Origin of the sequence: Wolbachia endosymbiont (group A) of Machimus atricapillus, from assembly GCF_964027095.1 — a bacterium.
GTDB lineage: Bacteria > Pseudomonadota > Alphaproteobacteria > Rickettsiales > Anaplasmataceae > Wolbachia.
In genome coordinates this window covers 1,262,086-1,283,349 of sequence record NZ_OZ034727.1, presented here as the reverse complement: position 1 = coordinate 1,283,349, position 21,264 = coordinate 1,262,086, and the positions used below count along the sequence as shown (strand labels likewise).

The 21,264-nt window shown below is 34.6% G+C and carries 23 protein-coding genes, 2 other RNA genes and 1 pseudogene; 12 read left to right on the top strand and 14 right to left on the bottom strand.

What is annotated here, in order from left to right; translation table 11 throughout:
- Window positions 1-5 precede the first annotated feature (5 nt).
- The 3 genes from murA to acpP form a co-directional block, all read right to left on the bottom strand.
- Window positions 6-1,283, bottom strand: a complete 1,278-nt coding sequence (gene murA / locus AAGD68_RS06255) for a UDP-N-acetylglucosamine 1-carboxyvinyltransferase (RefSeq protein ID WP_341814200.1) — start codon at window positions 1,281-1,283, stop codon at window positions 6-8.
- A gap of 122 nt (window positions 1,284-1,405) precedes the next feature.
- The gene (gene fabF / locus AAGD68_RS06250) at window positions 1,406-2,674 is read right to left on the bottom strand and encodes a beta-ketoacyl-ACP synthase II (protein WP_253309221.1); all 1,269 of its coding nucleotides are present in this window, start codon (window positions 2,672-2,674) and stop codon (window positions 1,406-1,408) included.
- 13 nt (window positions 2,675-2,687) lie between these two features.
- Complete coding sequence (gene acpP, locus AAGD68_RS06245) at window positions 2,688-2,948, bottom strand: acyl carrier protein (protein ID WP_341811841.1); 261 nt, start codon at window positions 2,946-2,948, stop codon at window positions 2,688-2,690.
- Between the two features lie 145 nt (window positions 2,949-3,093).
- Between acpP and AAGD68_RS06240 the strand changes: the two genes are divergently transcribed.
- Complete coding sequence (locus tag AAGD68_RS06240; RefSeq protein WP_253309222.1) at window positions 3,094-3,885, top strand: polyprenyl synthetase family protein; 792 nt, start codon at window positions 3,094-3,096, stop codon at window positions 3,883-3,885.
- Window positions 3,878-4,819: an FKBP-type peptidyl-prolyl cis-trans isomerase gene (locus AAGD68_RS06235; protein WP_264731576.1), complete on the top strand. Its 942-nt coding sequence runs from the start codon at window positions 3,878-3,880 to the stop codon at window positions 4,817-4,819. Before AAGD68_RS06240 ends, AAGD68_RS06235 begins: the two co-directional genes overlap by 8 nt.
- A 68-nt stretch (window positions 4,820-4,887) precedes the next feature.
- Here the strand turns inward: AAGD68_RS06235 and hslU are convergent, their stop codons facing one another.
- Together hslU and hslV are read right to left on the bottom strand one after the other, a co-directional pair.
- A complete protein-coding gene (gene hslU, locus AAGD68_RS06230) occupies window positions 4,888-6,378 on the bottom strand; it encodes an ATP-dependent protease ATPase subunit HslU (RefSeq protein WP_341814199.1) in 1,491 nt (496 codons plus the stop codon).
- Between the two features lies 1 nt (window position 6,379).
- Window positions 6,380-6,934, bottom strand: a complete 555-nt coding sequence (gene hslV, locus AAGD68_RS06225) for an ATP-dependent protease subunit HslV (protein ID WP_096617344.1) — start codon at window positions 6,932-6,934, stop codon at window positions 6,380-6,382.
- Between the two features lie 127 nt (window positions 6,935-7,061).
- On the opposite strand from hslV, the gene gshA reads away from it, so the two are divergent.
- Window positions 7,062-8,222 (top strand): glutamate--cysteine ligase, encoded by a 1,161-nt coding sequence (gshA, locus tag AAGD68_RS06220; RefSeq protein ID WP_265045157.1) that lies wholly within the window; start codon window positions 7,062-7,064, stop codon window positions 8,220-8,222.
- A gap of 3 nt (window positions 8,223-8,225) precedes the next feature.
- On the opposite strand, the gene AAGD68_RS06215 is transcribed toward gshA, so the two are convergent.
- The 3 genes from AAGD68_RS06215 to AAGD68_RS06205 form a co-directional block, all read right to left on the bottom strand.
- Window positions 8,226-9,047, bottom strand: coding sequence for a hypothetical protein (locus AAGD68_RS06215; RefSeq protein WP_253309226.1), 822 nt, complete (start codon window positions 9,045-9,047; stop codon window positions 8,226-8,228).
- Window positions 9,048-9,125: 78 nt separating this feature from the next.
- Complete coding sequence (gene hemH / locus AAGD68_RS06210) at window positions 9,126-10,073, bottom strand: ferrochelatase (RefSeq protein ID WP_253309227.1); 948 nt, start codon at window positions 10,071-10,073, stop codon at window positions 9,126-9,128.
- The gene (locus AAGD68_RS06205) at window positions 10,074-10,934 is read right to left on the bottom strand and encodes a hypothetical protein (RefSeq protein WP_341814198.1); all 861 of its coding nucleotides are present in this window, start codon (window positions 10,932-10,934) and stop codon (window positions 10,074-10,076) included.
- Window positions 10,935-11,047: 113 nt separating this feature from the next.
- Between AAGD68_RS06205 and ndk the strand changes: the two genes are divergently transcribed.
- Window positions 11,048-11,467: a nucleoside-diphosphate kinase gene (gene ndk / locus AAGD68_RS06200; RefSeq protein ID WP_341814197.1), complete on the top strand. Its 420-nt coding sequence runs from the start codon at window positions 11,048-11,050 to the stop codon at window positions 11,465-11,467.
- 931 nt (window positions 11,468-12,398) lie between these two features.
- A pseudogene (locus AAGD68_RS06790) lies at window positions 12,399-12,548 on the top strand (DnaJ domain-containing protein); the annotation flags it as partial.
- An 812-nt stretch (window positions 12,549-13,360) separates the two neighbouring features.
- Here AAGD68_RS06790 and AAGD68_RS06190 read toward each other — a convergent pair.
- Together AAGD68_RS06190 and AAGD68_RS06185 are read right to left on the bottom strand one after the other, a co-directional pair.
- Window positions 13,361-14,650, bottom strand: a complete 1,290-nt coding sequence (locus AAGD68_RS06190) for a folylpolyglutamate synthase/dihydrofolate synthase family protein (RefSeq protein WP_341814196.1) — start codon at window positions 14,648-14,650, stop codon at window positions 13,361-13,363.
- Window positions 14,647-15,237, bottom strand: coding sequence for a phospholipid-binding protein MlaC (locus tag AAGD68_RS06185; protein ID WP_253309232.1), 591 nt, complete (start codon window positions 15,235-15,237; stop codon window positions 14,647-14,649). The genes AAGD68_RS06190 and AAGD68_RS06185 overlap by 4 nt, the downstream gene beginning before the upstream one ends.
- A gap of 109 nt (window positions 15,238-15,346) precedes the next feature.
- Between AAGD68_RS06185 and ssrS the strand changes: the two genes are divergently transcribed.
- The 3 genes from ssrS to AAGD68_RS06170 all read left to right on the top strand — a co-directional run bounded on the left by ssrS (window position 15,347) and on the right by AAGD68_RS06170 (window position 16,741).
- A non-coding RNA gene (gene ssrS, locus AAGD68_RS06180) (6S RNA) lies at window positions 15,347-15,508 on the top strand.
- A 19-nt stretch (window positions 15,509-15,527) separates the two neighbouring features.
- Window positions 15,528-15,989, top strand: coding sequence for a type II toxin-antitoxin system RatA family toxin (locus AAGD68_RS06175; RefSeq protein WP_253309233.1), 462 nt, complete (start codon window positions 15,528-15,530; stop codon window positions 15,987-15,989).
- Window positions 15,990-16,042: 53 nt separating this feature from the next.
- Window positions 16,043-16,741, top strand: a complete 699-nt coding sequence (locus tag AAGD68_RS06170; RefSeq protein WP_253309234.1) for a DsbA family protein — start codon at window positions 16,043-16,045, stop codon at window positions 16,739-16,741.
- A 29-nt stretch (window positions 16,742-16,770) separates the two neighbouring features.
- On the opposite strand, the gene AAGD68_RS06165 is transcribed toward AAGD68_RS06170, so the two are convergent.
- The gene (locus tag AAGD68_RS06165) at window positions 16,771-17,049 is read right to left on the bottom strand and encodes a DUF2671 domain-containing protein (protein ID WP_253309235.1); all 279 of its coding nucleotides are present in this window, start codon (window positions 17,047-17,049) and stop codon (window positions 16,771-16,773) included.
- A gap of 258 nt (window positions 17,050-17,307) precedes the next feature.
- Here AAGD68_RS06165 and AAGD68_RS06160 point away from each other — a divergent pair, with 258 nt between their 5' ends.
- On the top strand, window positions 17,308-17,955 hold the full coding sequence (locus AAGD68_RS06160) for an O-methyltransferase (RefSeq protein ID WP_253309236.1): 648 nt from the start codon (window positions 17,308-17,310) through the stop codon (window positions 17,953-17,955).
- A gap of 1 nt (window position 17,956) precedes the next feature.
- Here the strand turns inward: AAGD68_RS06160 and AAGD68_RS06155 are convergent, their stop codons facing one another.
- Together AAGD68_RS06155 and AAGD68_RS06150 are read right to left on the bottom strand one after the other, a co-directional pair.
- Window positions 17,957-18,610, bottom strand: a complete 654-nt coding sequence (locus AAGD68_RS06155; RefSeq protein ID WP_064125276.1) for a glutathione S-transferase family protein — start codon at window positions 18,608-18,610, stop codon at window positions 17,957-17,959.
- On the bottom strand, window positions 18,607-18,771 hold the full coding sequence (locus AAGD68_RS06150; RefSeq protein ID WP_187297265.1) for a hypothetical protein: 165 nt from the start codon (window positions 18,769-18,771) through the stop codon (window positions 18,607-18,609). The genes AAGD68_RS06155 and AAGD68_RS06150 overlap by 4 nt, the downstream gene beginning before the upstream one ends.
- Window positions 18,772-18,832: 61 nt before the next feature.
- Here AAGD68_RS06150 and ffs point away from each other — a divergent pair.
- The 3 genes from ffs (at window position 18,833) to AAGD68_RS06135 (ending at window position 20,763) form a co-directional block, all read left to right on the top strand.
- An RNA gene (gene ffs / locus AAGD68_RS06145) (signal recognition particle sRNA small type) lies at window positions 18,833-18,922 on the top strand.
- A 20-nt stretch (window positions 18,923-18,942) separates the two neighbouring features.
- Entirely contained in the window at window positions 18,943-20,427 is a 1,485-nt protein-coding gene (gene dnaX, locus AAGD68_RS06140; protein ID WP_265045150.1) for a DNA polymerase III subunit gamma/tau, read from the top strand.
- A 21-nt stretch (window positions 20,428-20,448) separates the two neighbouring features.
- A complete protein-coding gene (locus AAGD68_RS06135) occupies window positions 20,449-20,763 on the top strand; it encodes a YbaB/EbfC family nucleoid-associated protein (RefSeq protein WP_064125278.1) in 315 nt (104 codons plus the stop codon).
- Window positions 20,764-21,028: 265 nt separating this feature from the next.
- Here the strand turns inward: AAGD68_RS06135 and AAGD68_RS06130 are convergent, their stop codons facing one another.
- A complete protein-coding gene (locus AAGD68_RS06130) occupies window positions 21,029-21,193 on the bottom strand; it encodes a hypothetical protein (RefSeq protein WP_264687755.1) in 165 nt (54 codons plus the stop codon).
- Window positions 21,194-21,264: the final 71 nt, after the last annotated feature.

The following is a 21,264-nucleotide window of genomic DNA, read 5'->3' as shown; positions in this document are numbered from 1 at the left end:
TATCCTCAAGATGAAATGGAAATATCAGCTCCACATGAATTGAGTTTTTCGTGCATTGCTTCATATCCTCTCCATAAATGATGCGAATTATTTATTGTAGTTTCTCCACCAGCTACCAAAGAAGCAAGTACCAAAGCTGCTGTTGACCTTAAGTCAGTGGCACACAGATTAGCTCCAGATAAGCTTTTTATTCCACTTATAGTAGCTTTGCTTTTCTCGATGCTGATATTAGCGCCTAACTTTCTCAATTCATCTGCATGTGCAAATCTGTTTTCAAAAATGTTCTCTTCAATTACTGATATCCCATCAGCGATGCACATTGCAGACATCAGTTGTGGTTGCATATCACTGGGAAAGTTGGGGTATGGATCTGTTGCAATGTTAGCAGACCTAATAGAGCAATTTTTTCTGGAAATCATAACCCCCTCATTATATAGTTCAACATTAGCCCCTATAGCCTTCAATTCATTCACAATACATCTTATATCAGATAGACTTATTCCTTCTAACTCCAACTTACCACCGGTTATTATAGCAGCTAGTGCATAGGTGCCTGCTTCTATGCGATCTGGTATTATTTTATGAACACATCCATTTAATTCTTCAACTCCTGTTATTGTGATCCTTCTATCACTAATCTCAATATTAGCACCCATTTTCTTTAGGAACTCTATTAAATCAAGAACTTCCGGCTCCGTTGCAGCATTGTTTATTATTGTCACTCCTTCTGCAAGTGTTGCTGCCATTATTACATTTTCTGTTGCACCAACGCTTATTTTCTCAAGTATAACTTCTTTTCCTTGTAGCTTTCCTTTCACTGTTGCAATTATATTACAGCCTTCAACTTCAATTTTAGCTCCCATTTCTTCTAATGCTTTGATATGCATATCAACGGGACGCTTTCCGATATTGCATCCACCAGGAAAGACTGTTGTGATTTTACCAAATCTACTGAGAATTGGACCTAGCATTAAAAGAGATGCTCGCAGCTTACTTGCAGTTTCGTGTGACATTACGTGATTGTTGATATTACTGCAATCAATTTCCAAAGTATGATTTGCTTTATAATCTTTATTGCGTGTAAAATTCACTTTCGCTCCAAGACTCTCAAGCAGCTTAGACATTAGATGCACATCAATTAAATCAGGTACATTATGCAAAATTACCGAGAAGCTACTCAATAGACTTGCTGCCATTATTGGTAAAACAGCATTTTTTGAGCCATTAATCTTGATTTTTCCGACCAGAGGTTTATGGTTACTACTTACTAATATTTTGTGCATTTAATTAAGCTAGATCTTACCAAATAAGTATAGTAAATCGACAGTAAAAGGCAAATTACAGATAATATAGCTATCACAGATCATAATGTTCGTACATTTTAGCTATTTAGCAGCAAAATTGATTACACTTGTCCAAAGATGAGCGATGCATTAGTGCCACCAAAACCAAACGAATTAGAAAGTGCATATTGAATTTTATGCTCCTGAGCTTTAAACGGTACAAAATTTAAATCACATCCTTCTGAAGGTTTATGTAAATTTAAGGTTGGCGGAATAATTCCATTATTTAACGCAAGAATACTGAATATTGCTTCAACGCTCCCTGCAGCACCAAGTAAATGTCCTATAGAAGATTTAGTTGAAGAAACAGGTATTTTATAAACGTAGTCACCAAATAACTGTTTCATTGCTATTACTTCAATTTTATCTCCAAGTGGCGTTGAAGTTCCATGTGCATTGATATATCCTACTTGATTTGGATTAATTTGCGCACTTTTTAAGGCAAGCTGCATTGCCTTAAATGCGCCTCTTCCTTCTGGATGTGGTGCTGTAATGTGGTGTGCATCTCCTGTGAGTCCGTACCCAACCAGTTCTGCATGTATTTTTGCCCCCCTTTTTTTTGCATGTTCGTATTCCTCCAGCACCAATATACCTGCTCCTTCACCCATAACAAAACCATCGCGTTCTGCATCCCATGGCCTTGAAGCTTCTTCCGGTTTATCATTGAATTTAGTTGATAATGCCTTCATAGACGCAAAACCTGCAATTCCAACTCTACACAGTGCACTTTCTGCTCCACCTGCAATCATAATATCCGCTTCACCAAGTTTTATAGTTCTTGCTGAATTTATGATTGCATGCGCACCTGTTGCACATGCGGTTACTGCTGAATCGTTTGGACCTGTAAATTCGTATTTAATAGAAATATGGCCAGATATCAAATTTATTAGACTTGCAGGGACAAAAAATGGACTGACACGTCTGGGCCCTTTTTCCTGCATGGTAATAACATTTTCCTGAATTGACGGAAGACCACCTATACCAGAGCCAATAGTTACGCCAACACGTTCTCTATCTACTTTTGAATCTTCTAAAGATGAATCTTCCACAGCTTGAATCGCTGCTGCAATGCCGTAATGAATAAAACGATCCGTTCTTTTTAGATCTTTTTCAAAAATATAACCTACAGGATTAAAGTAATTCTCAATGTTATCGGATTGCACAGGCACCTGCCCTGCAACCTTGCAAGCAAGATCAGAAGAGTCAAATCTATCTGTATTGATTGCTTTTATGCCAGACTCGCCTTTTATCAGCCTTGACCAAGTGTTGTCAACATCTGCCGCTAGTGGAGTGATTAAACCAACACCAGTGACTACTACTCTTCTGCTCATTTAACACTAACTATTAGCCTTTTTTACTATTAATGTACTCAACTATTTGCTCCATAGTTTCCATTTTTTGTGCGTCTTCATCTGGAATTTCTATTCCGAACTCTTCTTCTGCTGCCATGATGATTTCAACTGCATCTAAACTGTCTGCACCATGCTCCGAAAGCTTTGAAGAGCTGTTGAATTTCTCTACATCCTTACTAATGTGCTCTAGTATAATCTTTTTCACTTTCTCTTCTATGTCTTCTCTAGTGCTCTTTGCTAGTTCGCTATTCACATTTCTTACCAAAAAAATAACCTATTCTTTGATGTTATAAAAAATTTTTATGTTTGCAATATCTTTTATAACTGGTAAACTACAGCAAAGTTTTCTACTGCCCTAGCTGGCTAGCGTTACGTGCTAAACAATTAACAATTCAAAAATGCTAGACGAAACAACAAAAAATTTGCTTATTGTAGAAGTAAATAAACTTTTACCAGAAAATAGCGAGAATAAGCTTATATCAGCTATGCGTTATATACTCCTTGCTCCTGCAAAACATATACGCTCCTTTTTAGTCGTAGCTTCATCGCGAGTGTTTAACGCGGAAGCTAAAAAAGTAATATCAGTTGCTGCAGCAATTGAATTTGTTCATGCTTACTCTCTAATTCACGATGATTTACCGTGCATGGACAACAGTGATACTCGCAGAAGCCAGCTAAGCTGCCATAAAAAATTTGATGAAGCAACAGCAGTGCTTGCCGGAGATGCACTACTTACTCTGGCTTTTGAGGTATTATCTTCGTTAAATGAGAAATGCTGTGAAATCATGAAAGTTCTTTCTCAGGCAATAGGAATTAGGGGAATGGTAGGAGGACAGATTTTAGATATTGGTGCAGATTTTAACAAAATAAAAGAAATTCATTTGATGAAAACCGCAAAACTATTTGCAGCTTCATGTGAAATAGGTGCTATAATAGGGAATGCTACAGATAAGCAACGTAAAGCGTTATATAACTACGGGATAAACCTAGGGCTTATCTTTCAAGCTAAGGATGATATTGAAGATTACGAACAAGATAAAACAAATAATCTAATGTCTGTACTTGGTAAAAGTGAAGTAGAGGACTATATAGACGCCCTCTTTAAACAAGGCTTGGATAATTTGAGTGCGCTTTCAGGGGATACTAATTATTTATATGATTTATTGAATCAAGTAAAGAAAGATGGTTAGAAAAATTATATTACAAATGCTTATTTCCATAGTAATGATTCTCACTTTAACCTCTGCTTTTATGTTTACTATTGTCTATATAAACAAAGGTAAACCGGGAAAAAAGGACAAGCTTTATGAGATAAGTGCCACGCATGGTGGTTTGATACAGACAATAGCACATTATCTAGTGAAGCCAATACTTGAATCAGCACTCGACCGCTATATTGAAAAGCATGGGCTAACAGAATATTTAGAAGAAATGACGCAGCAAAAGGAAGAAGATTCGATAAATTTTTATGAAATTACTGAAGGCAGTGGCAGCAAGGCTTTCTGTGGCATGGAAGTCCTATTGCAAATATATAAAATTTCTAATAATAACTCAGCAACACTCCCTAGCAAAGTTTCTGATGTTACTTTGAAAATAGGTCAAGATGACCTAAAAGAAGTGGGTTTAGGGGTGATAGGTATGAAAGAAGGCGGAGAGCGTGTAGTTACTATTGCCAATGATAACAAAATGAATTTTAATTCTTATTACGTCAAACTGATCGAAGTAAAGGATAAATATCCCGACTCAGTGAATAATCTGATGGTTTTTAATGACTTAATTAACAAGACTGGAAAACAAGTAAGGTGCGGTGATGAGATATCAGTTAAATATAGCGTAAAGGAGCATAATGGGGAATATATAGTCAAAGATCAAACAGTGCAATTTAGGGTTGGCGATAAAAAAATACCACTTGCTATAGAGCTTGGAGTTGTGGGAATGAGAGCTGGTAATAAAAGAACTATTCTTTCTCCGCCTGACCTTTTGACTATTACTGACGATATGTTAATAAAAGACATAGATTATGATGAAGAAAATATCTCAATAATTGACTTAAGCTTAGATATTAAGCAAGAGGTCGCAGCACACCATTCTACTGTTGAAAAACAGCCTAAAGAATATAGCTGAAATTTTAGGCTTACTGGCTGACCTTCTGAACACTCTCTATACTACTTAAAGTAGGCTTTTTGTTTTTCCTAAAGTATAAACTTAGATAAATCAAGCTGCTTCGAAATTGACTCAAGTTTATCTTTTACATACTTGCTGTCTATAATGAATTTTTCGCTATTTTTCTCAGAAGCAATGAAACTTATTTCATCTAAAAGCTTCTCCATGATAGTGTGAAGCCTTCTTGCGCCTATATTTTCCACTTGCCTATTAACTGTAAACGCTATTTCAGCTATGGTTTTTATACCATCATCAGTGAACTCAAGCATCACATTTTCTGTTTTCATTAAAGCTATGTACTGCTTTAACAAACTAGATTCTGGTTCCTTTAATATTCTTATTAAATCCTCTTGAGTAAGTGCCTTAAGTTCTACCCTGATCGGTAATCTGCCCTGTAATTCCGGTAAGAGGTCAGATGGTTTAGACTGATGAAAAGCACCAGATGCAATAAATAATATATAGTCTGTTTTTACATGGCCATACTTAGTTGTAACAGTTGTTCCTTCAAGTAGTGGTAACAGATCGCGTTGCACTCCTTCTCTGTTTACTTCACCTTTTACTTCTGTACGCGCTGCAATTTTGTCTATTTCATCCAAAAATACTATACCGTCATTACTAACAAGATCAATGGCTTCTTTGATTATCTTATCTTCATCGATTAGCCTTTCACTTTCTTCATTAATTAATATTTCACGCGCTTCTTTTACCTTCACCGTAATAGTTTTTGTTTTTTTGCTCCCGTTAAACATCTTGCCCACTATTTCTGTTACATTCATCACACCAACTTGCCCACCTGGCATGCCTGGTATATCGAAAGTAGGTAACATACTCTTGCTCTCTCTGACGTTAATAGAAACTTCTCCGTCCTCAAACTCTTTATTCCTCAACCTTTCTCTAAAAATTTTTTTACTCTCTTCGGTTGCATTTTCGCCTACCATAGAGTTTACTATTGTTTTCTCAGCTAAAATTAAAGCCTTGTTAGCTAAGGCTTTACGGGCTTTCTCTTTAACTAAAACTATTGCTGCATCAACTAAATCGCGTATTATCGAATCAACGTCACGTCCAACGTATCCTATTTCAGTAAACTTCGTTGCCTCAATTTTTATGAACGGTGCACCGGCAAGTTTTGCTAAGCGGCGAGCTATTTCAGTTTTACCAACCCCTGTATGACCGATCATCAATATATTCTTAGGTATGATTTCATCACGCAATGGAAATGGAACCTGATTGCGACGCCAACGATTTCTGAGCGCAATAGCAACAGCACGCTTTGCATCATCCTGTCCGATTATGAATCTATCTAATTCTTTAACTATCTTCTGTGGTGGCAGGTCATCTAACAAAACTTGAGTACTGTCATTAACTTGAATATCGCTGTCATTTGAATCAAAACCACTCTTAGTATCTTTATAGAGGTCATTTTTTTCATCATAGGTGTCACTACTACAAGGCCGCCCTTCTGAAAGGGTTATAAGCTGATTGGAAAAATTAGTGCACAAAGTTTTTTGCTTGGAAGACATATCACTCCTCTATCTTTTCAATAACTACATTATGATTTGTATAAACACATATATCGCCAGCTATCTTCATAGCCTTTTTTGCAATCTCTTCTATTGATATTCCTTTAATGTCAATTAAAGCTCTTGCTGCAGATAGAGCAAAATTTCCCCCAGAGCCAATAGCTGCGATTCCATCTTCAGGTTCAAGAACATCACCTGTTCCCGTAATTACTAATGAAATAGATTTATCTGCAACAATCATCATAGCCTCTAATTTTCTTAGATATTTATCCATTCTCCAGTCTTTTGCAAGTTCAACACATGCTCTCATTAATTGCCCTGGGTGCTTGTCAAGTTTAGATTCTAGTCTTTCAAAGAGAGTAAATGCATCGGCTGTTGCTCCAGCAAAACCGGCAATTACAGAATCACCAGAAAGACGCCTAACTTTTTTTGCTCCGGATTTTATAACAGTGTGGCCCAGTGAAACCTGTCCATCACCTATTACTACTACGCTTTTATCTTTTCTAATTGACAGTATAGTAGTTCCATACATTTTATTGTTATCGTGTTGAATCATTTTTCTATTACTTTAAATAAGAATCTCATTATACTTTAATCTTTACTTTAATCTTTAGTCAAATTTGCTAAATATGTTTAATTATAGCTTATAATATAATACCTTCCTTATAACATTTAAAGTGTAGATGCAAAACATAATTCACCCAGATTTGGAAAAAAGTATAAATAATTGGTTTGAGGCAAAATTTAACGGCCTTACATTGCCATTTTATAGCTCTATAGATCTTAGAAACTCCAGCTACAAAATTGCCCCAGTGGACGCTAATTTATTTCCTGCAGGGTTCAACAATCTAAGTGAGACATCAAGAGCAACAGCAGCAAAACTAATAAAAAGTTATTTTGAAACAAAACAATATAAAAAGACTCTTATAATACCGGAGAATTACACACGAAATAAAATGTATATAGAAAACGTATTTGTTATAGAGAAAGTACTGCAGCTCGCAGGTTTTGAAACTAGAATTGGCCTCTTTCACAACGAAGCATATAATTTAATAGAACCATATGAAACTATCGTGAAAGAAAACTCTCTGCTAAAGACAACTTCAGGATTTGTGCCTGATGTTATTATACTGAATCGTGATATGACGAGCCACATTCCAGACACGCTAAAAGACGTAAAGCAAGATATAGTACCAAGCCCACTATACGGTTGGCATAGCAGACAGAAATTTAAGTATTTTGAAATCTATCAAGAATTAGCGTCCGAATTTTGTAGCGAATTTAAAATGGACCCATGGCTTATTTCTGTGCTTACAGAAAGCTGTAATGGAGTTGACTTTAATGATGATTCATCACTAGGAGCAGTAGCGACTAAAGTTGACCAAATATTATCTCTAATGCAAAAAAAGTATGAGGAATATGAAATAAAAACACAACCTTACGTTTTTATCAAAGCAAGCAATGGCACATATGGGATGGGCATTATAACAGCAACAAGTGGAGAGGAAATATTAAATCTCAATAAAAAAAAGCGTCATAAAATGAAAAAGATAAAAGAAGGAATAGCAATCAATAGCGTTATTATACAAGAAGGTGTACCAACCATTGACATATTTAAAAGCAGTTCTGCAGAACCGCTGATATACTATATAGGAGATACTCCAACATGTTACTTATACCGATGTAATAGCAGGAAAGATGTATATTCTAGCTTGAATGCCACTGACTGTGAGTTTCATGATGTTAGCCAGGTTGTGGAAGGTAAAATTCTGTCACTTTGGAATATTGTTGGCAAATTAGCAGTACTAGCGTTGGCAGTAGAAATAAAATCTTTTCACCTCTAACCCTTACATTCCCACAGCGTTGCCATCGGGCAGATCATTATCATCATTACCGGGCTGAATATGGTTATGGCCAGCATTATCAAGTTCAGTGGAAGGATCATCATTGACAGGTTGTTGAAACAATTTGTCAAGCTGAACTGCCAGAAATACTGCACTATATATTATGCTAACTGTTACGCTTAAGTTGAAATTATAGATTATACCATTACCTAAGTTTATTGGTATGGTTGCAGTCTCCATTCTTTTTAATATGAAGTTTAACAAACCTAATGACAAAGTTAATGTGCTGATAATAAGGTCCTTCTTACACTTAGCAGACTTTTCAGGATCCTTATTATCTAGGTATTTTCTCCATGAATAATAGTAGCTTATAGGTTCTGAAATAAACAGAAATAGGATCGTTGATGTTAAGTGAATGTGACTTATTACGTCTCCATTACCCCTAGTAAAAAAATGGATGACTTTCAACATCATCAATGCTTCTATGATGCTGCTTGCAAGATTAGCCGATTTACCCACAACTTTTGCCAGCTCTTTTTTACTCTCAGGGTTTCTGTAATCCTTAATTAGATCCTGTAGAGTAAATGCAGAATGGGCAATATATAGAATAGATGTCGGAAACTTTACTAGTCGAGCAACATTCCGTATAAGAAAGATATTGGATCTATTATTGTCAATGAACTCGCAGCAAAATTGCAGTGAAATCTTACACAATAGGGCTGTTAAACCTGTTGTGATGCAGATTACCTTCCTGAAATCATGATCATAAATATCATGCACCTTTTGTGCGAGTATGTTAGATTTCTTTTTTAGCTTGTTTGGCATGAAATAGTTAACAAAATAATAACTCCCTTTTATTCTATCACATAAAAGCCTTGAAGAAAAGCCCTATAAATCAGGACTTTAAGGGTGATTTATGCATAAATCGGCTAAGCATTTTATAAACAAGGAATCAATACTGAGAGTTGGTACGCGAAAATAATATCCATCCTTGATAATTGCTTTATATTCTATATCAAGTTCAACTAGAGTTTCTGAATGCTCAGAAACAAAAGATATAGGTGATAAAACTACAGGTACACCATCAGCTTTTGTACGTGATAGCTCACTTTCAGTGCTTGGCTCTAGCCATTTTACAGGACCAATCTTACTCTGATAACATATTGACCAATCTAAGTTATTGATAGCTAACTTTTCTACTATTAACTCTACGCTTCTTTCTACCTGTGAAGCGTAAGGGTCGCCTTTTTTAATAACGCTAAGGGGCAAGCTATGAGCTGAAAATAGGACTCTTGGCTTACCAATCCTGCTGGCTAATTTGTAGTACTTGGCTATCAAGTTAGTATGAGCCTCAATAAAGTTTTCATTGTCATAATAATGATGAATTATTTTTGTATTGCATTTTAGGCCATGCTTTTTAGCATTTTTTTGCCAATTTTCGATGGATGACAAAGTTGTGGTAGTTGAATATTGAGGGTATAGTGGCAGCAAAATTACTTCATCAGGATCAAACTGTTTTACACTTTTAACAACTTCGTCAGCAAATGGATGCCAATAGCGCATGCAAATGAATACCTTGTGTACATGGTTTCTATCTTCATTTAATTTTAGTTCTAAAGCATTAGCTTGCATTTTTGTATTCTCCAGAATTGGCGATTTACCTCCGATTTCCTCGTATATTTTTCGTGCAGTATTTTCTCGTTTCGCAGATATAAACTTTGCTAAAAGAAACCGAAAGGGATTCGGTAGATTGATTATTCTCCTGTCATAAAAAAGGTTGAATAAAAAAGGACGGACCGCATTTAGTGAATCAGGCCCGCCAAGATTAAATAAGATAACTGCCTTTTTCACCTACGCACTACTACAACAAGTTACTTCTGGGATGCCTATAAAATTAGCTACACACTCATCAAATTTAGTTATAGGCACTAAATTTCTTACACTGGCATACAATAAGTGGCCTGATCTCTTCAGGTTACTCTTGGTGGATGTGAAGTTCCAATCGAAAAATGTATCGACAAAAAGACTTGGTACCGTTTCAAGAAGTTCAACAGCAGCTAAAGATAGCATTATACAACTTTGCAGGACATTCAGAAGAACCTTGAGGGGAAAAAGTAAAACTTTAACGAAAAGGGAGGTGCTACTTGTTTCATCCAGTGGTCGCCCTGAGTTAGGCGAATTATACTCAATATGCTTTCTATTTTGATCAAAGATAGGAAATTTTATAGTATCTTTCTTAAATTGCCCATCTATTTCTTGTGTACTATGTTTGGTCCATTTTTCTAGTGACCACTCACGCACGTGAAAAGTTCTTACAAAAAAGCATGTTGTAACCATCAATGCAGCACATATAAGCGCACACTGCATAAGACTTATACTACCTACCATAGCTGGCAGCGCAAAACAAACAAATGGCACTATGATAGCCATTTCAAGAAATGGAATAGTGTTTCTTTTCATTGCAAAGGCAGCGCCTTTTTTTAGCTCCGTGTATTGATTATTACTTTTTCCTTGTTTTTGTAGAATATGGTCACACATACCATATTCTAAATAACTTAAAAAAGCCAAATTAAAAGTTAAAAACCCTTTTGCTCCACAAAAAATTGACGATTTCAAGTTATTGACCAATTTTTTAGCAGTAGATTCAGTTTCAACCAGTTGTTTGGTAGTAGATTCAGGTTTTTCATTAGTTTTTTTACAACAAGTATGCATACAATACTCCCTTGATGGTTTATTCTTAACTATAAATAAAAAACTGCTTTTATCAAATCAAAATTTACAATAAAATAAATCTATAAATATACTATTTTATATAAGGAGATAATATGGCAATTGAGAGAACACTTTCGATATTAAAACCTGATGCAGTAAAAAATAATATTACAGGCAAGATAAATTCATACATTGAAAGCTCTGGGCTCAAAATTATAGCACAAAAAATGATGTTACTGACAAAAAAACAAGCAGAGCTGTTTTATAAAATTCATAAAGATAGGTCTTTTTTTGGGGAATTGGTAGAGTTTATGACTTCTGGTCCTGTGATAGTTCAAGTTTTAGTTGGTGAAAATGCAGTAAGTAAATACAGACAAATCATGGGAGCTACCGATCCAAAGCAGGCAGATAAAGGTACAATCAGGGGTGATTTTGCTGATGACATTAGTGAAAATAGAGTTCACGGCTCGGATAGTCTAGAAAATGCTCGTAAGGAGATAGCTTTCTTTTTTGCTGAACGTGAGTTGGTGTAGTCAAATCAGATTTTCCTATATATAACTAAATTTTCTGGATCCTATGTCAAGCATACATCTGTACGAACGTTGTAATTAACAGGTGGCAAATCCAAGTAGCTGACAACATAGAAACGAAAAAATTCCTTGACAAACTCCGCCAGCCCTCTTATCATGGTACTGAAGGTATTCAGTTATCTTCATCTGTGCAGATTAAACAGCAAAAAAACAACGTAGTTGGCGTCTTATTTTTAATTTTTTGCACTATGTGCATCCTATGTCTTCACAACATTTCTAGGTTTTTGCCTATGTAAGCTGAAACGCGCTTATAAGTCGTTTAAGACAGTATAGTACGCCAATTTGCAGGATTAGGGAGTGAACACTAATTACCACGGGATTTCTTTGCCTTTTTTTCGTTTGGTAAATTTCTTAAATATTTATAGCTAAACGACAACCGTCATCCCGCTACTTGTTAGCGGCTGAGATACCACGGCGGTATGACGGTTCGCGGCAGCATGACGACAAATTCGTCATTCCGCTGCTTGTTAGCGGCTAAGAGATACCGCGAATGAATCGCGGTATGACGGTTCGCGGTGGCATCTCGTCATCCCGCTACTTGTTAGCGGGATCTAGAGATACCGCGGCGTTATGACGTAGAAGCTATACTTTTATACTCACCAACTCAGTTTGCTTGCTTACAAGTAAACTGCAACCCTAAATGTTGGAGCACTGTCGTACACTAAGCGCTGTAATGACAATTTTAGTCGCTTCATACACTTATCATGCTAGTCATAACAGAAATAATTTTTACCAGAGATATTTATGAAATAATTGACATAGTTTGGAAATATGTATATTATAGAACATTAATAGTTAGTTAATTTGCAGGTGTAATATGGCTAGAAAGATTTTGAATGAAAATGAGTATCACGCTTTTAAGCGGTTGTTTTTAATGTTTGGTATTCAGAAGAAGGATGTGGTAAATTCTGGCATTGAGAATATTAATAAAAAGTTTAGTGAACAATATCGTAAATTATCGTTAAAATATCACCCAGATAAAAACCCAAACAATAAAGAAGCGGAGGAGAAATTTAAGGTTATTGCATTAAATAAGCCATTTTTTGAAGAATTTATAATAGAGCCGTTGGAGAAAGGTCTCAATAAAAGAAATAATTTAATAAAAGAATTACGCGGTAAGTTGTGGAGTCGCAGTTATGAAGAATTGCAAAAATACTTAGATGATAAGCACAGAAATAAACTCTATAATAAGCAGCAGTCAATTAACAATAATGTAACTGCTTATTCAAAATATTCTTCTTATTCACATCTCTTAGGAAGTCTTTTAGTATTCTTCACATCAATTGCATTTTTAATCATTAATGGTATTTCTTGTAATGTACCAATAGCAGTAGGTTTTCTTGCTCCCTTGTTAGCAGGATTTATTTTGAGTTCAGCTATCAAGAGCATTTATACTAGAAATGGAAAAGAGTTTAATAATCAGACTAATATTTTATTATTGTTTTACTTTGACCAAGAATGCGAAAATTTTTCAAAGAGTGATAGGACTAAATTAAAGTGGCTAAAAAATTCATTTATTTTGAGCAACATAATCTGTACATCTTTAATGTTTTTCGGTGTGGGATTAGATTTAGTTGCCAACGGCTTTGGTATAACTAACTCTATGATGTTATCCGGCTTATTACTTTCATTACCATTCAAGCTTTTAATTGTTACTTCACCTGTTTTCAATGCTGCAAGTAATTATATTCTCAAAAAGACGACTATAAATTCAATTGAGGAGCAATTTAAAGGTGATGGTCCACTTGTAGAAGTTGATGACGAACAACCAAGCAGTACTATGAGCAATCAAAGTTATTTCCCCATCGGTCAGTTAATGCTCACATATCATCAAAGTTAGTTATTCTCCATAGCGAAGTCTCTAGCTAGGAACAATGAGCCACAGATTAGTATGGTTTTGATGTTTTGGATAGAGGCTTTTAATATGTGATTTGATATTGCATCGCCAATTGATTCACATTCAACTGCTTTTATTCCTATGTTATTGGCTTTTTCCCTAATCAAATTTGTATTTGTTGCTTTAGGTTCAGACTTAACACAAACCGCACATAGTAGCTTGATATATGGCTTTAAGTGCTCTAAGAACTCTGCCACATTTCTGTTACGAGTAACACCAAAAATTATATAGATACCTTCAGCAAAATTATCTTTTACCCACTGAGATAGCACTCTAGCACCGTCATTATTGTGCGCACCATCTAAAAATAATTGCCAATCTTTCGGTAGTAGGGAAATTAAATTACCCTCTTTTATTAGCTCTAGTCGTGCAGGCCAGTAGGTACGCTGTAAACCTGAAGTGATATCCTCTTCTCCAATATCAAATCCATATTTTCCACTTAAAATACTACATGCTGCAATGGCGTTTCCTGCATTGATTATTTGGTGTTCACCCTTCAGAGATGGCAAAGGAAATTCTATTGATTGAATAGCTGATTGGAAAACCATTTTGTTGTTCTTTTTTTTGCAATTCCATTCAAGACCTCCTCTATATAGAGGAGATTTCTTATTTATTGCATGGAATTCTAGTGTACTCATCACAGACTTTTCTTGTGGTGCTATTACGCAAGGAACATTAGGTTTCATTATTCCAGCCTTTTCACCTGCTATAATTTCTACAGTAGGGCCAAGATATTCTGTATGATCAAGGGCAATGGAAGTAATTATTGTTAAAATCGGACTATCTATAACATTTGTTGCATCAAGTCTTCCGCCCATACCTACTTCAACTAAAGTAATATCGGCTTTATGACGAGAAAAAGCTAAAAAAGCTGCAATAGTTGCAGCTTCAAACAGAGTGATAGGTTGTTCTGCAATCACGGCACGGCATTCTTCTAATAAGCTATATAATTCATTATCGTCGATATAACTGCCTGCAATAACTATTCTTTCATTAAAATTCACCAAATGTGGAGAAGTGTATGCATGGACCTTATACCCTGCTGCTTGCATTATATATCTTATAAATGCTAGTGTTGAGCCTTTCCCGTTAGTCCCAGCTATATAAATTACGGGAGGCATTTTTTTCTCAGGATTGTCCAATTTATTTGGAAAGCTTTTTATGCGATCAAGAGAAAAATCCTTTGGTCTACTACCAAGCGGTTTAGGCCAATGAGGCATATATATCATGGATTGTTATTGCATTTTAATTCAGCTATAACGCTTGCTATGCCATGCGTGTCGATTTTTTCACTAAATTGAGAACGTTGATTAATAGCAATACTTATTCCACTCATTACAACATCACTTATCAAGAAAGAACTGTTATTTTTAGTAACTTTAAAATCAATATTTGTAAATTCTTCATCACCGTAAGAAAATCTTGTACCAATTAAGCAAGTTTCATCGTCAACTGCTTTTGTACTCATTATGATCATTTCACTATCATGCATGTATTTATATAAAATTTTAACGCACAAACGCGTAAGATACACTTCATACTCTCTTAAAAAATCTTCTTTTTCTTTTTGTTTAACTAAAGCCCAATGTTTTCCTATAACGAATTGCGATATTCCTTTGAGGTTAACATTATTCTGAATGACCTCCTGAAGCTTTTCGTGTACATGCCCTAGGTTTTTTCTATTTCCTTTTGTAGATATACCATCCACTTGTTGCTTCATAGTATGCACAAAAATTTTGTGATCTGTACAACTAGTGTAAGCTCTTGAAGAAATTGCAATAAAAACAATAATGATTAAAACTTTAGTAATGTTCATAAGATAAACTATAATACTTAAAATGCAAAATTTAATAAAGATTAAATAATAATCGCTGACTTTAATATACCTATAGACATGCCCTGTGTAAATCATCTATAATTCAAGTAAGGGTCTGTGCTATGCGTTATGAGTTAAGTTAAATTTCCCGAGCGATAATTTCTAGAGAAGGGAATTGCCTCTGCTGGTTTCGTTGAAACTAATATGCGATGCCCACCTTAACTTCAGGTCTCAGGAATCTACTAAGGCTGACGGTAGATACGGATCCTTTTTTGATTGGTACTAAATTTATGCTTCATCAATGCAGAGAACAAGGTACCTTCCTATGTTCGCCTAATGAAGTATTCCAAATTGTAATTGATGTTGAAAGGTATCCTGATTTTGTTCCTTGGTGCAAAGCCGTTTATATAAAAGAAAAAATTGACAACCAAATGGTTGTGGATCTTCTCGCAGTTTTTCATGGAATTAAAGGAAAGTACACATCAGAAGTAACCTTTCTTTCTCCAAGTGGAACAAATGAAGGTTGGATAAAAGCTGTATCATCAAATGGAATATTTAAACATCTATACAATGAATGGCAATTCATTCCCATAGATGAAAATAAAACTATGGTAAAGTTTTATATAGAGTTTAAGTTTAAGTCCAACTCATTTTCCACTTTATTAAACTCAGTATATAAATATACACAGAGTAAAATAATTGCTGCATTTAAAGATAGGGCTGAAAGCCTTGCTAAACAAAAGTTATCTTGACATTATTAATATAAATATGTAATTTTTTTAGTAAGTTAAGTGTTTGTATTGTAATGATTTTCAGACTATTGTTTTTACTAATTCTTATGAGTGTTAATTCTTATGCAGTTGTTAAATCCAGTAACCAACATATTCAAAAAGAAACTAATGAAATAACATCAAAGGAGTTACTATCACTATTACCTGATGATAAATTATTAGGAGATCCAAAAGCACCAATTCTAATGATAGAATATGCTTCATTAACTTGCTATCACTGCTCTCTTTTTCATAAGAATGTTTTTCCTAAAATTAAAGAGAAATATATAGACACAGGTAAGATGTTATATATATTTCGTCATTTTCCTTTGGATTACAGAGGGCTAAAGGCTGCAATGCTAAGTCATTGCTACGAAAAACAAGAAGACTACTTTAATTTTAACAAAGCTGTTTTTAACTCAATAGATTCGTGGAATTACTACAATTTAAGTGATTTGACTTTACTACAAAGAATTGCTGCACTAAGCAACTTAAAGCAAGATGCATTTAACCAATGCATTAATGATAAGAAAATTATGGATAAAATCGTAAATGATAAATCACTGGCAATCAATAAACTTGGTATCACAGCCACTCCAATATTTTTCATCAAGCTTAACGATGATGGTAAGTCATATATAGAGCATAATAAAGTTAAACATGAAGGGTATAAAGAGCTGAAATATCTTACTGATGTGATAGATAAATTATATGGAAAAGCTATAGTGAAGTAATACCACTGTAGCTTACCATATAAAAGACTCTATGCTGAGTCATTGTTTTTCACTACTGTTTGTTGTTTTTTACGCTCAAACTCTCTTTTTTTACTGTGCCAAGTGTAGTAATACATAGCGATTTTATTCTCTATTAATACTATTGTCCCATCATAAAACTGAACCATATCCATAACTTTTCTCTGAGCTTCATTAAAACGTTCTTTATACTTTTCACGATAAGCTGGATTATGTAGTAACATAACCCCTTCATTCTTGTTAGATTTTTTGTTTAACGTTTCAACTTCACTAGCAATAGTATAAGACATATAACCCCCTCTAATTGATTATAAAAATTATATTTTAAAAAGAGAAATGCGCATAAACAATCCCTTTAATTCTAGTATAATAATCGATTGTTTATTATACTAGTTAACCATAGTACGATATATAATAATTTTTGTCACTTAAAATTTTATACTATGAAATAATAACTTAAAATAAATGTTTTTATTATTTTAAACTATATTATTATATTTATAAACTGTGTATGAATTAAGCTTCCCTAATTTATAATATAAAACGTAATGCGTAATAATTTTAGTATAAAATTATCATATATAAGAAATCTATTTGCAAAAGAATATAAAAAAATAGAAGAATATTGTATTCTTGAAAAAAAGCAACATATTCAGATTGGCCCTGAAGAAGGAAAGCTATTAAGTTTATTTATAAAAATCCATAAAATCAAAAGTATTGTTGAGATTGGCACGTTATACGGTTATTCGTCGATTTGCATGGCAAAAGCTCTACTGAAAGACGGTCATATATATACAATAGAAAATAATCCTCAACACTCAAGAATAGCAAAAAAAAATTTTAGTGCTTTTAATCTAAGTGATAAAATTACTCTAATAGAAGGTGATGCACTGGAAAAAATTAATGAATTATCAGCAAAGGCACCATTTGACATGATATTCATCGATGCTGACAAAAGTAGTTATCCTAAGTATTTAGATTGGGCAGAGTCATACATTAAACAAGATGGGCTAATCGTTGCAGATAACACTCTATTATTTAATACAGTATTTTTAGAATCGCCTCCAAAAGAAGTATCAGAAAAATCATGGCATGCTATGAGGGAGTTTAATAATAGATTATCAGATGAAAAGAAATATTTCTCTATATTGATTCCAACTGATGAAGGAATGACTGTAGCTTTAAAGCTAACATAAGTTAAAAATCAAGGTCAGCGTAATGTTTAGGAGGGGTTAAACCGGAAACTCTCTCTAATAATATCTCACGAAAACAAGGCTTTGATTTAACAATGGAGTACCATTCTTTTAAAATTTTACTTTTTTCCCATGGAAAACTACTTACATAATCCATTACGGAAATATGCGATGCTAAAGCAATATCAGCCAAAGTGAACTTATCAGTTGCAAGCCAAACGTTCTTGTTAATTAAGTGTTCGATGTATTCCATATGGCAAGGCAGGTTATGCTGAGCTGCATGAAGAAATCTAGAGTCAGGGCTGCGGTTAGTAATTACTTTTTCATTCATAATATACTTAGTAACTTCATTGTAAAATTTGTTGTCGAACCAATTGATTAGAGCGCGTATTTTAGACTTAATAATAGTGGATGAACCAAGTAATTTGACGTCGCTATTGTAAGTCTCTTCTATATATTCACAAATGGCATTACTATCCGCTATTACAAAGTTATTATCTATTAATACTGGTACTTGCCCAGTTGGATTGATCTCCATAAATTCATTCCGTTTTTCCCACGGATTTTCATACACTAGATCGCAGCCTAATTTTTTTTCTTTTAGAAAAGTTCTAACTTTTCGTGAAAATGGACAAAGAGGAAAATGATATAAAATCATAATATTCCTCTTTTGTTATCCCAGTACCTATAGGTTGTTATTCCAGTGTGTGACACTGAAATCCACATCTTTTTTCTCTGGATCCAAGTTGGAATGACAAGAGAAGAGTATTTTAGGTAACAGTTGTTTACTCCAAAGTAATGTTGCAAAAGGTCTAACATATAAATTATAAGACTAATATAGGATATACCTTGCTAAATAAAAAAAAAAGTATAATATTTTATAAGGTATGCAGGCAAAAACTCTGTAATTTGGTCAGATCAGAAATGAAGCAGCCATATCAGAACCTTTTTGGGTTGCATACCTATTTCTTATTTGTTTTATCAGAGGCTATGAATATAGCATTAAAACATCGTCCTAGTAGCTTTAAAGATCTAGTAGGTCAAGATATATTAGTGCGTGTATTAGAAAATGCTTTTATTTTAAACAAAATCCCACAGTCTATACTGCTCTCTGGTAGTAGTGGAGTTGGTAAAACCACCACTGCAAGGATAATAGCTTTATGTTTGAATTGTTCCCTGGGGCCAATTTTTGAACCTTGCGGATCATGTGAAAATTGTCTAGCAATAAAAAATTCAAGCCATCCAGATGTGATTGAAATTGATGCAGCAAGTCACACTAGCATTGACGATGTTAAAGTAATCCTGGGAGATATTTGCTATTCACCTATAAGCTCTAAATTCAAAGTCTACATTATAGATGAAGTACACATGTTATCCAGCAGTGCATTTAACGCATTACTTAAAACCCTAGAAGAGCCACCCTCTAGTGTAAAATTCATTTTAGCAACTACAGAAATAAAAAAGATACCAATAACTATTATTGCACGTTGTCAAAGATTTGATTTACACAACATTCCTGTAGCTAAAATAGTAGAACGTTTAAATGATGTTGCACAAAAAGAGAGTTATTCCATTGAAAAGGGGGCATTAGAGTTAATTGCACGACATTCTGGAAATTCAATGCGTAACGCCTTGTTTTTGATGAATCAAGCAGTGCTATATAGCAAAGATGGTGCAATATCCACTAAAAATGTGATAGACATACTTGGCCTAGTGGATAAAGATATTATATTCGATCTATTAGGAGCAATATTAGAAGGTGATTTACAGAAAGCTCTATCAGTGTTTGACAAGGCGATAAAAACAGCAAACCCACTTAGTATTTTTGAAGGTCTATTGCAAACAATTCAGTTAGTATGCCGTTTTTTGATTACAAAAGAAATTGATAATGCAGTTACAGAGTATGAAAAGAACAGGATAAAAGATTTAAGTATAAAGAAGTCTTTAATATTTTTTTCGAGATTGTGGAAGGTGTTGCTTAAAGGTATTCAAGATATAAAAACTTCAACATGCAACGATGTTGCTGCTGAAATGGTGTTAATTAGCCTCTGTTATCTTTCTGATCTGCCTTCTCCGGAACAAGTGGTCAAAAAAATTCTTTCGCAGAATGCACAGCAGGGAAATACGCATAGTATAGGAAATGAACAGCAACAAAATTATGATTTTGACAAAGTTTTGCAACTATTAAGGCGGAGTAACCAAATTTATCTTTACAAACAACTGTGTAATAATCTACAATTAATAGATTGTAAACCTGGATATTTAAAATTAAAAGCTGTATCTAAGTTGGATAGTAATTTTTGCAATGATTTAAAAAATTACTTAAACCAGGTGACTCAGCAGGAGTGGGTTATTACAGTTGATACGGGTTATATAAATAGGGAAGTGAGTAATTTAAATTATGCACCTGCAGTTAAGGATATACTTGATACATTTAAAGGTGCAAAAGTAGTTAATATAGAAAATAAGGAGTAAGTTGTGGATTTTAGTCAAATAATGAAACAAGCGCAAGAGATGCAAAAAAAGCTTGCAGAAGCTCAAGAAAAATATGTTGGGAAAGAGTTTCAAGGTATTTCTGGTGGTGGCAAAGTTTCTGTATTAGTGGAAGTCATAAAAATAGGTAGCTATAAAGCTAAAAAGGTGAACATAGACTTAGAACTTATGAGAAATGAGGAAAAAGATATAGTAGAGGATTTAGTAACAGCAGCGTTTAATGATGCCGTTAAAAAAGCAGAAGAAGATATGGCAAATGCAACTTCTGATCTTGCAGGTATGATGGGTTTACCACCTGGGTTTAAACTTCCTTTTTGAATTTACTACTGAAGTTTCTTTTAGTGTAAGTATTTCTTTTTTAATATTTCTAACGCCAGTACTTCTTCATATAATGCACCTATAGCTAGCACAGCCCTACGTCATACCGCGGTTCATTCGCGGTATCTCATCCGCTAACATGTAGCGGGATGATGAGGTTATCGTCTGCTGCCACGAACCGTCATACCGCGATTCATTCGCGGTATCTCAGCCGCTAACACGTGGCGGAATGACAGCAGTCCTACGTCATACCGTCACGGTATCTCTAGATCCCGCTAACACGTAGCGGGATGACGGTTGTCAGGCTAGTACCTTCCCCTGTCATTCCAGTGCCCTGACTACTTGGATCCAGGAAACTTAACTTTAATGAACGTGTCAAGTAGGCTGCATAATAAGGACTAGATTCCAGTGTCAAGCACTGGAATGACATGGTGAGGCGTCATCCTGCTGCTCCTTTCTTGTCATCCCGCGCGGAATAATTAACCGTCATACCGCGATTCA

What these genes read in the sequence shown, in the direction of transcription:
- AAGD68_RS06185 (WP_253309232.1), bottom strand. Translation starts at nt 15,237, where the DNA reads ATGAACATTACTAAAGTTTTAATCATTATTGTTTTTATTGCAATTTCT.
- hslV (WP_096617344.1), bottom strand. Translation starts at nt 6,934, where the DNA reads ATGATTCAACACGATAACAATAAAATGTATGGAACTACTATACTGTCA.
- ndk (WP_341814197.1), top strand. Translation starts at nt 11,048, where the DNA reads ATGGCAATTGAGAGAACACTTTCGATATTAAAACCTGATGCAGTAAAA.
- AAGD68_RS06190 (WP_341814196.1), bottom strand. Translation starts at nt 14,650, where the DNA reads ATGATATATATGCCTCATTGGCCTAAACCGCTTGGTAGTAGACCAAAG.
- AAGD68_RS06160 (WP_253309236.1), top strand. Translation starts at nt 17,308, where the DNA reads ATGCGTAATAATTTTAGTATAAAATTATCATATATAAGAAATCTATTT.
- gshA (WP_265045157.1), top strand. Translation starts at nt 7,062, where the DNA reads ATGCAAAACATAATTCACCCAGATTTGGAAAAAAGTATAAATAATTGG.
- AAGD68_RS06165 (WP_253309235.1), bottom strand. Translation starts at nt 17,049, where the DNA reads ATGTCTTATACTATTGCTAGTGAAGTTGAAACGTTAAACAAAAAATCT.
- AAGD68_RS06150 (WP_187297265.1), bottom strand. Translation starts at nt 18,771, where the DNA reads ATGTTAGACCTTTTGCAACATTACTTTGGAGTAAACAACTGTTACCTA.
- dnaX (WP_265045150.1), top strand. Translation starts at nt 18,943, where the DNA reads ATGAATATAGCATTAAAACATCGTCCTAGTAGCTTTAAAGATCTAGTA.
- hslU (WP_341814199.1), bottom strand. Translation starts at nt 6,378, where the DNA reads ATGTCTTCCAAGCAAAAAACTTTGTGCACTAATTTTTCCAATCAGCTT.
- AAGD68_RS06175 (WP_253309233.1), top strand. Translation starts at nt 15,528, where the DNA reads ATGCTTCATCAATGCAGAGAACAAGGTACCTTCCTATGTTCGCCTAAT.
- AAGD68_RS06240 (WP_253309222.1), top strand. Translation starts at nt 3,094, where the DNA reads ATGCTAGACGAAACAACAAAAAATTTGCTTATTGTAGAAGTAAATAAA.
- fabF (WP_253309221.1), bottom strand. Translation starts at nt 2,674, where the DNA reads ATGAGCAGAAGAGTAGTAGTCACTGGTGTTGGTTTAATCACTCCACTA.
- AAGD68_RS06155 (WP_064125276.1), bottom strand. Translation starts at nt 18,610, where the DNA reads ATGATTTTATATCATTTTCCTCTTTGTCCATTTTCACGAAAAGTTAGA.
- AAGD68_RS06215 (WP_253309226.1), bottom strand. Translation starts at nt 9,047, where the DNA reads ATGCCAAACAAGCTAAAAAAGAAATCTAACATACTCGCACAAAAGGTG.
- AAGD68_RS06205 (WP_341814198.1), bottom strand. Translation starts at nt 10,934, where the DNA reads ATGCATACTTGTTGTAAAAAAACTAATGAAAAACCTGAATCTACTACC.
- AAGD68_RS06130 (WP_264687755.1), bottom strand. Translation starts at nt 21,193, where the DNA reads ATGTCATTCCAGTGCTTGACACTGGAATCTAGTCCTTATTATGCAGCC.
- AAGD68_RS06135 (WP_064125278.1), top strand. Translation starts at nt 20,449, where the DNA reads ATGAAACAAGCGCAAGAGATGCAAAAAAAGCTTGCAGAAGCTCAAGAA.
- AAGD68_RS06170 (WP_253309234.1), top strand. Translation starts at nt 16,043, where the DNA reads ATGATTTTCAGACTATTGTTTTTACTAATTCTTATGAGTGTTAATTCT.
- murA (WP_341814200.1), bottom strand. Translation starts at nt 1,283, where the DNA reads ATGCACAAAATATTAGTAAGTAGTAACCATAAACCTCTGGTCGGAAAA.
- AAGD68_RS06235 (WP_264731576.1), top strand. Translation starts at nt 3,878, where the DNA reads ATGGTTAGAAAAATTATATTACAAATGCTTATTTCCATAGTAATGATT.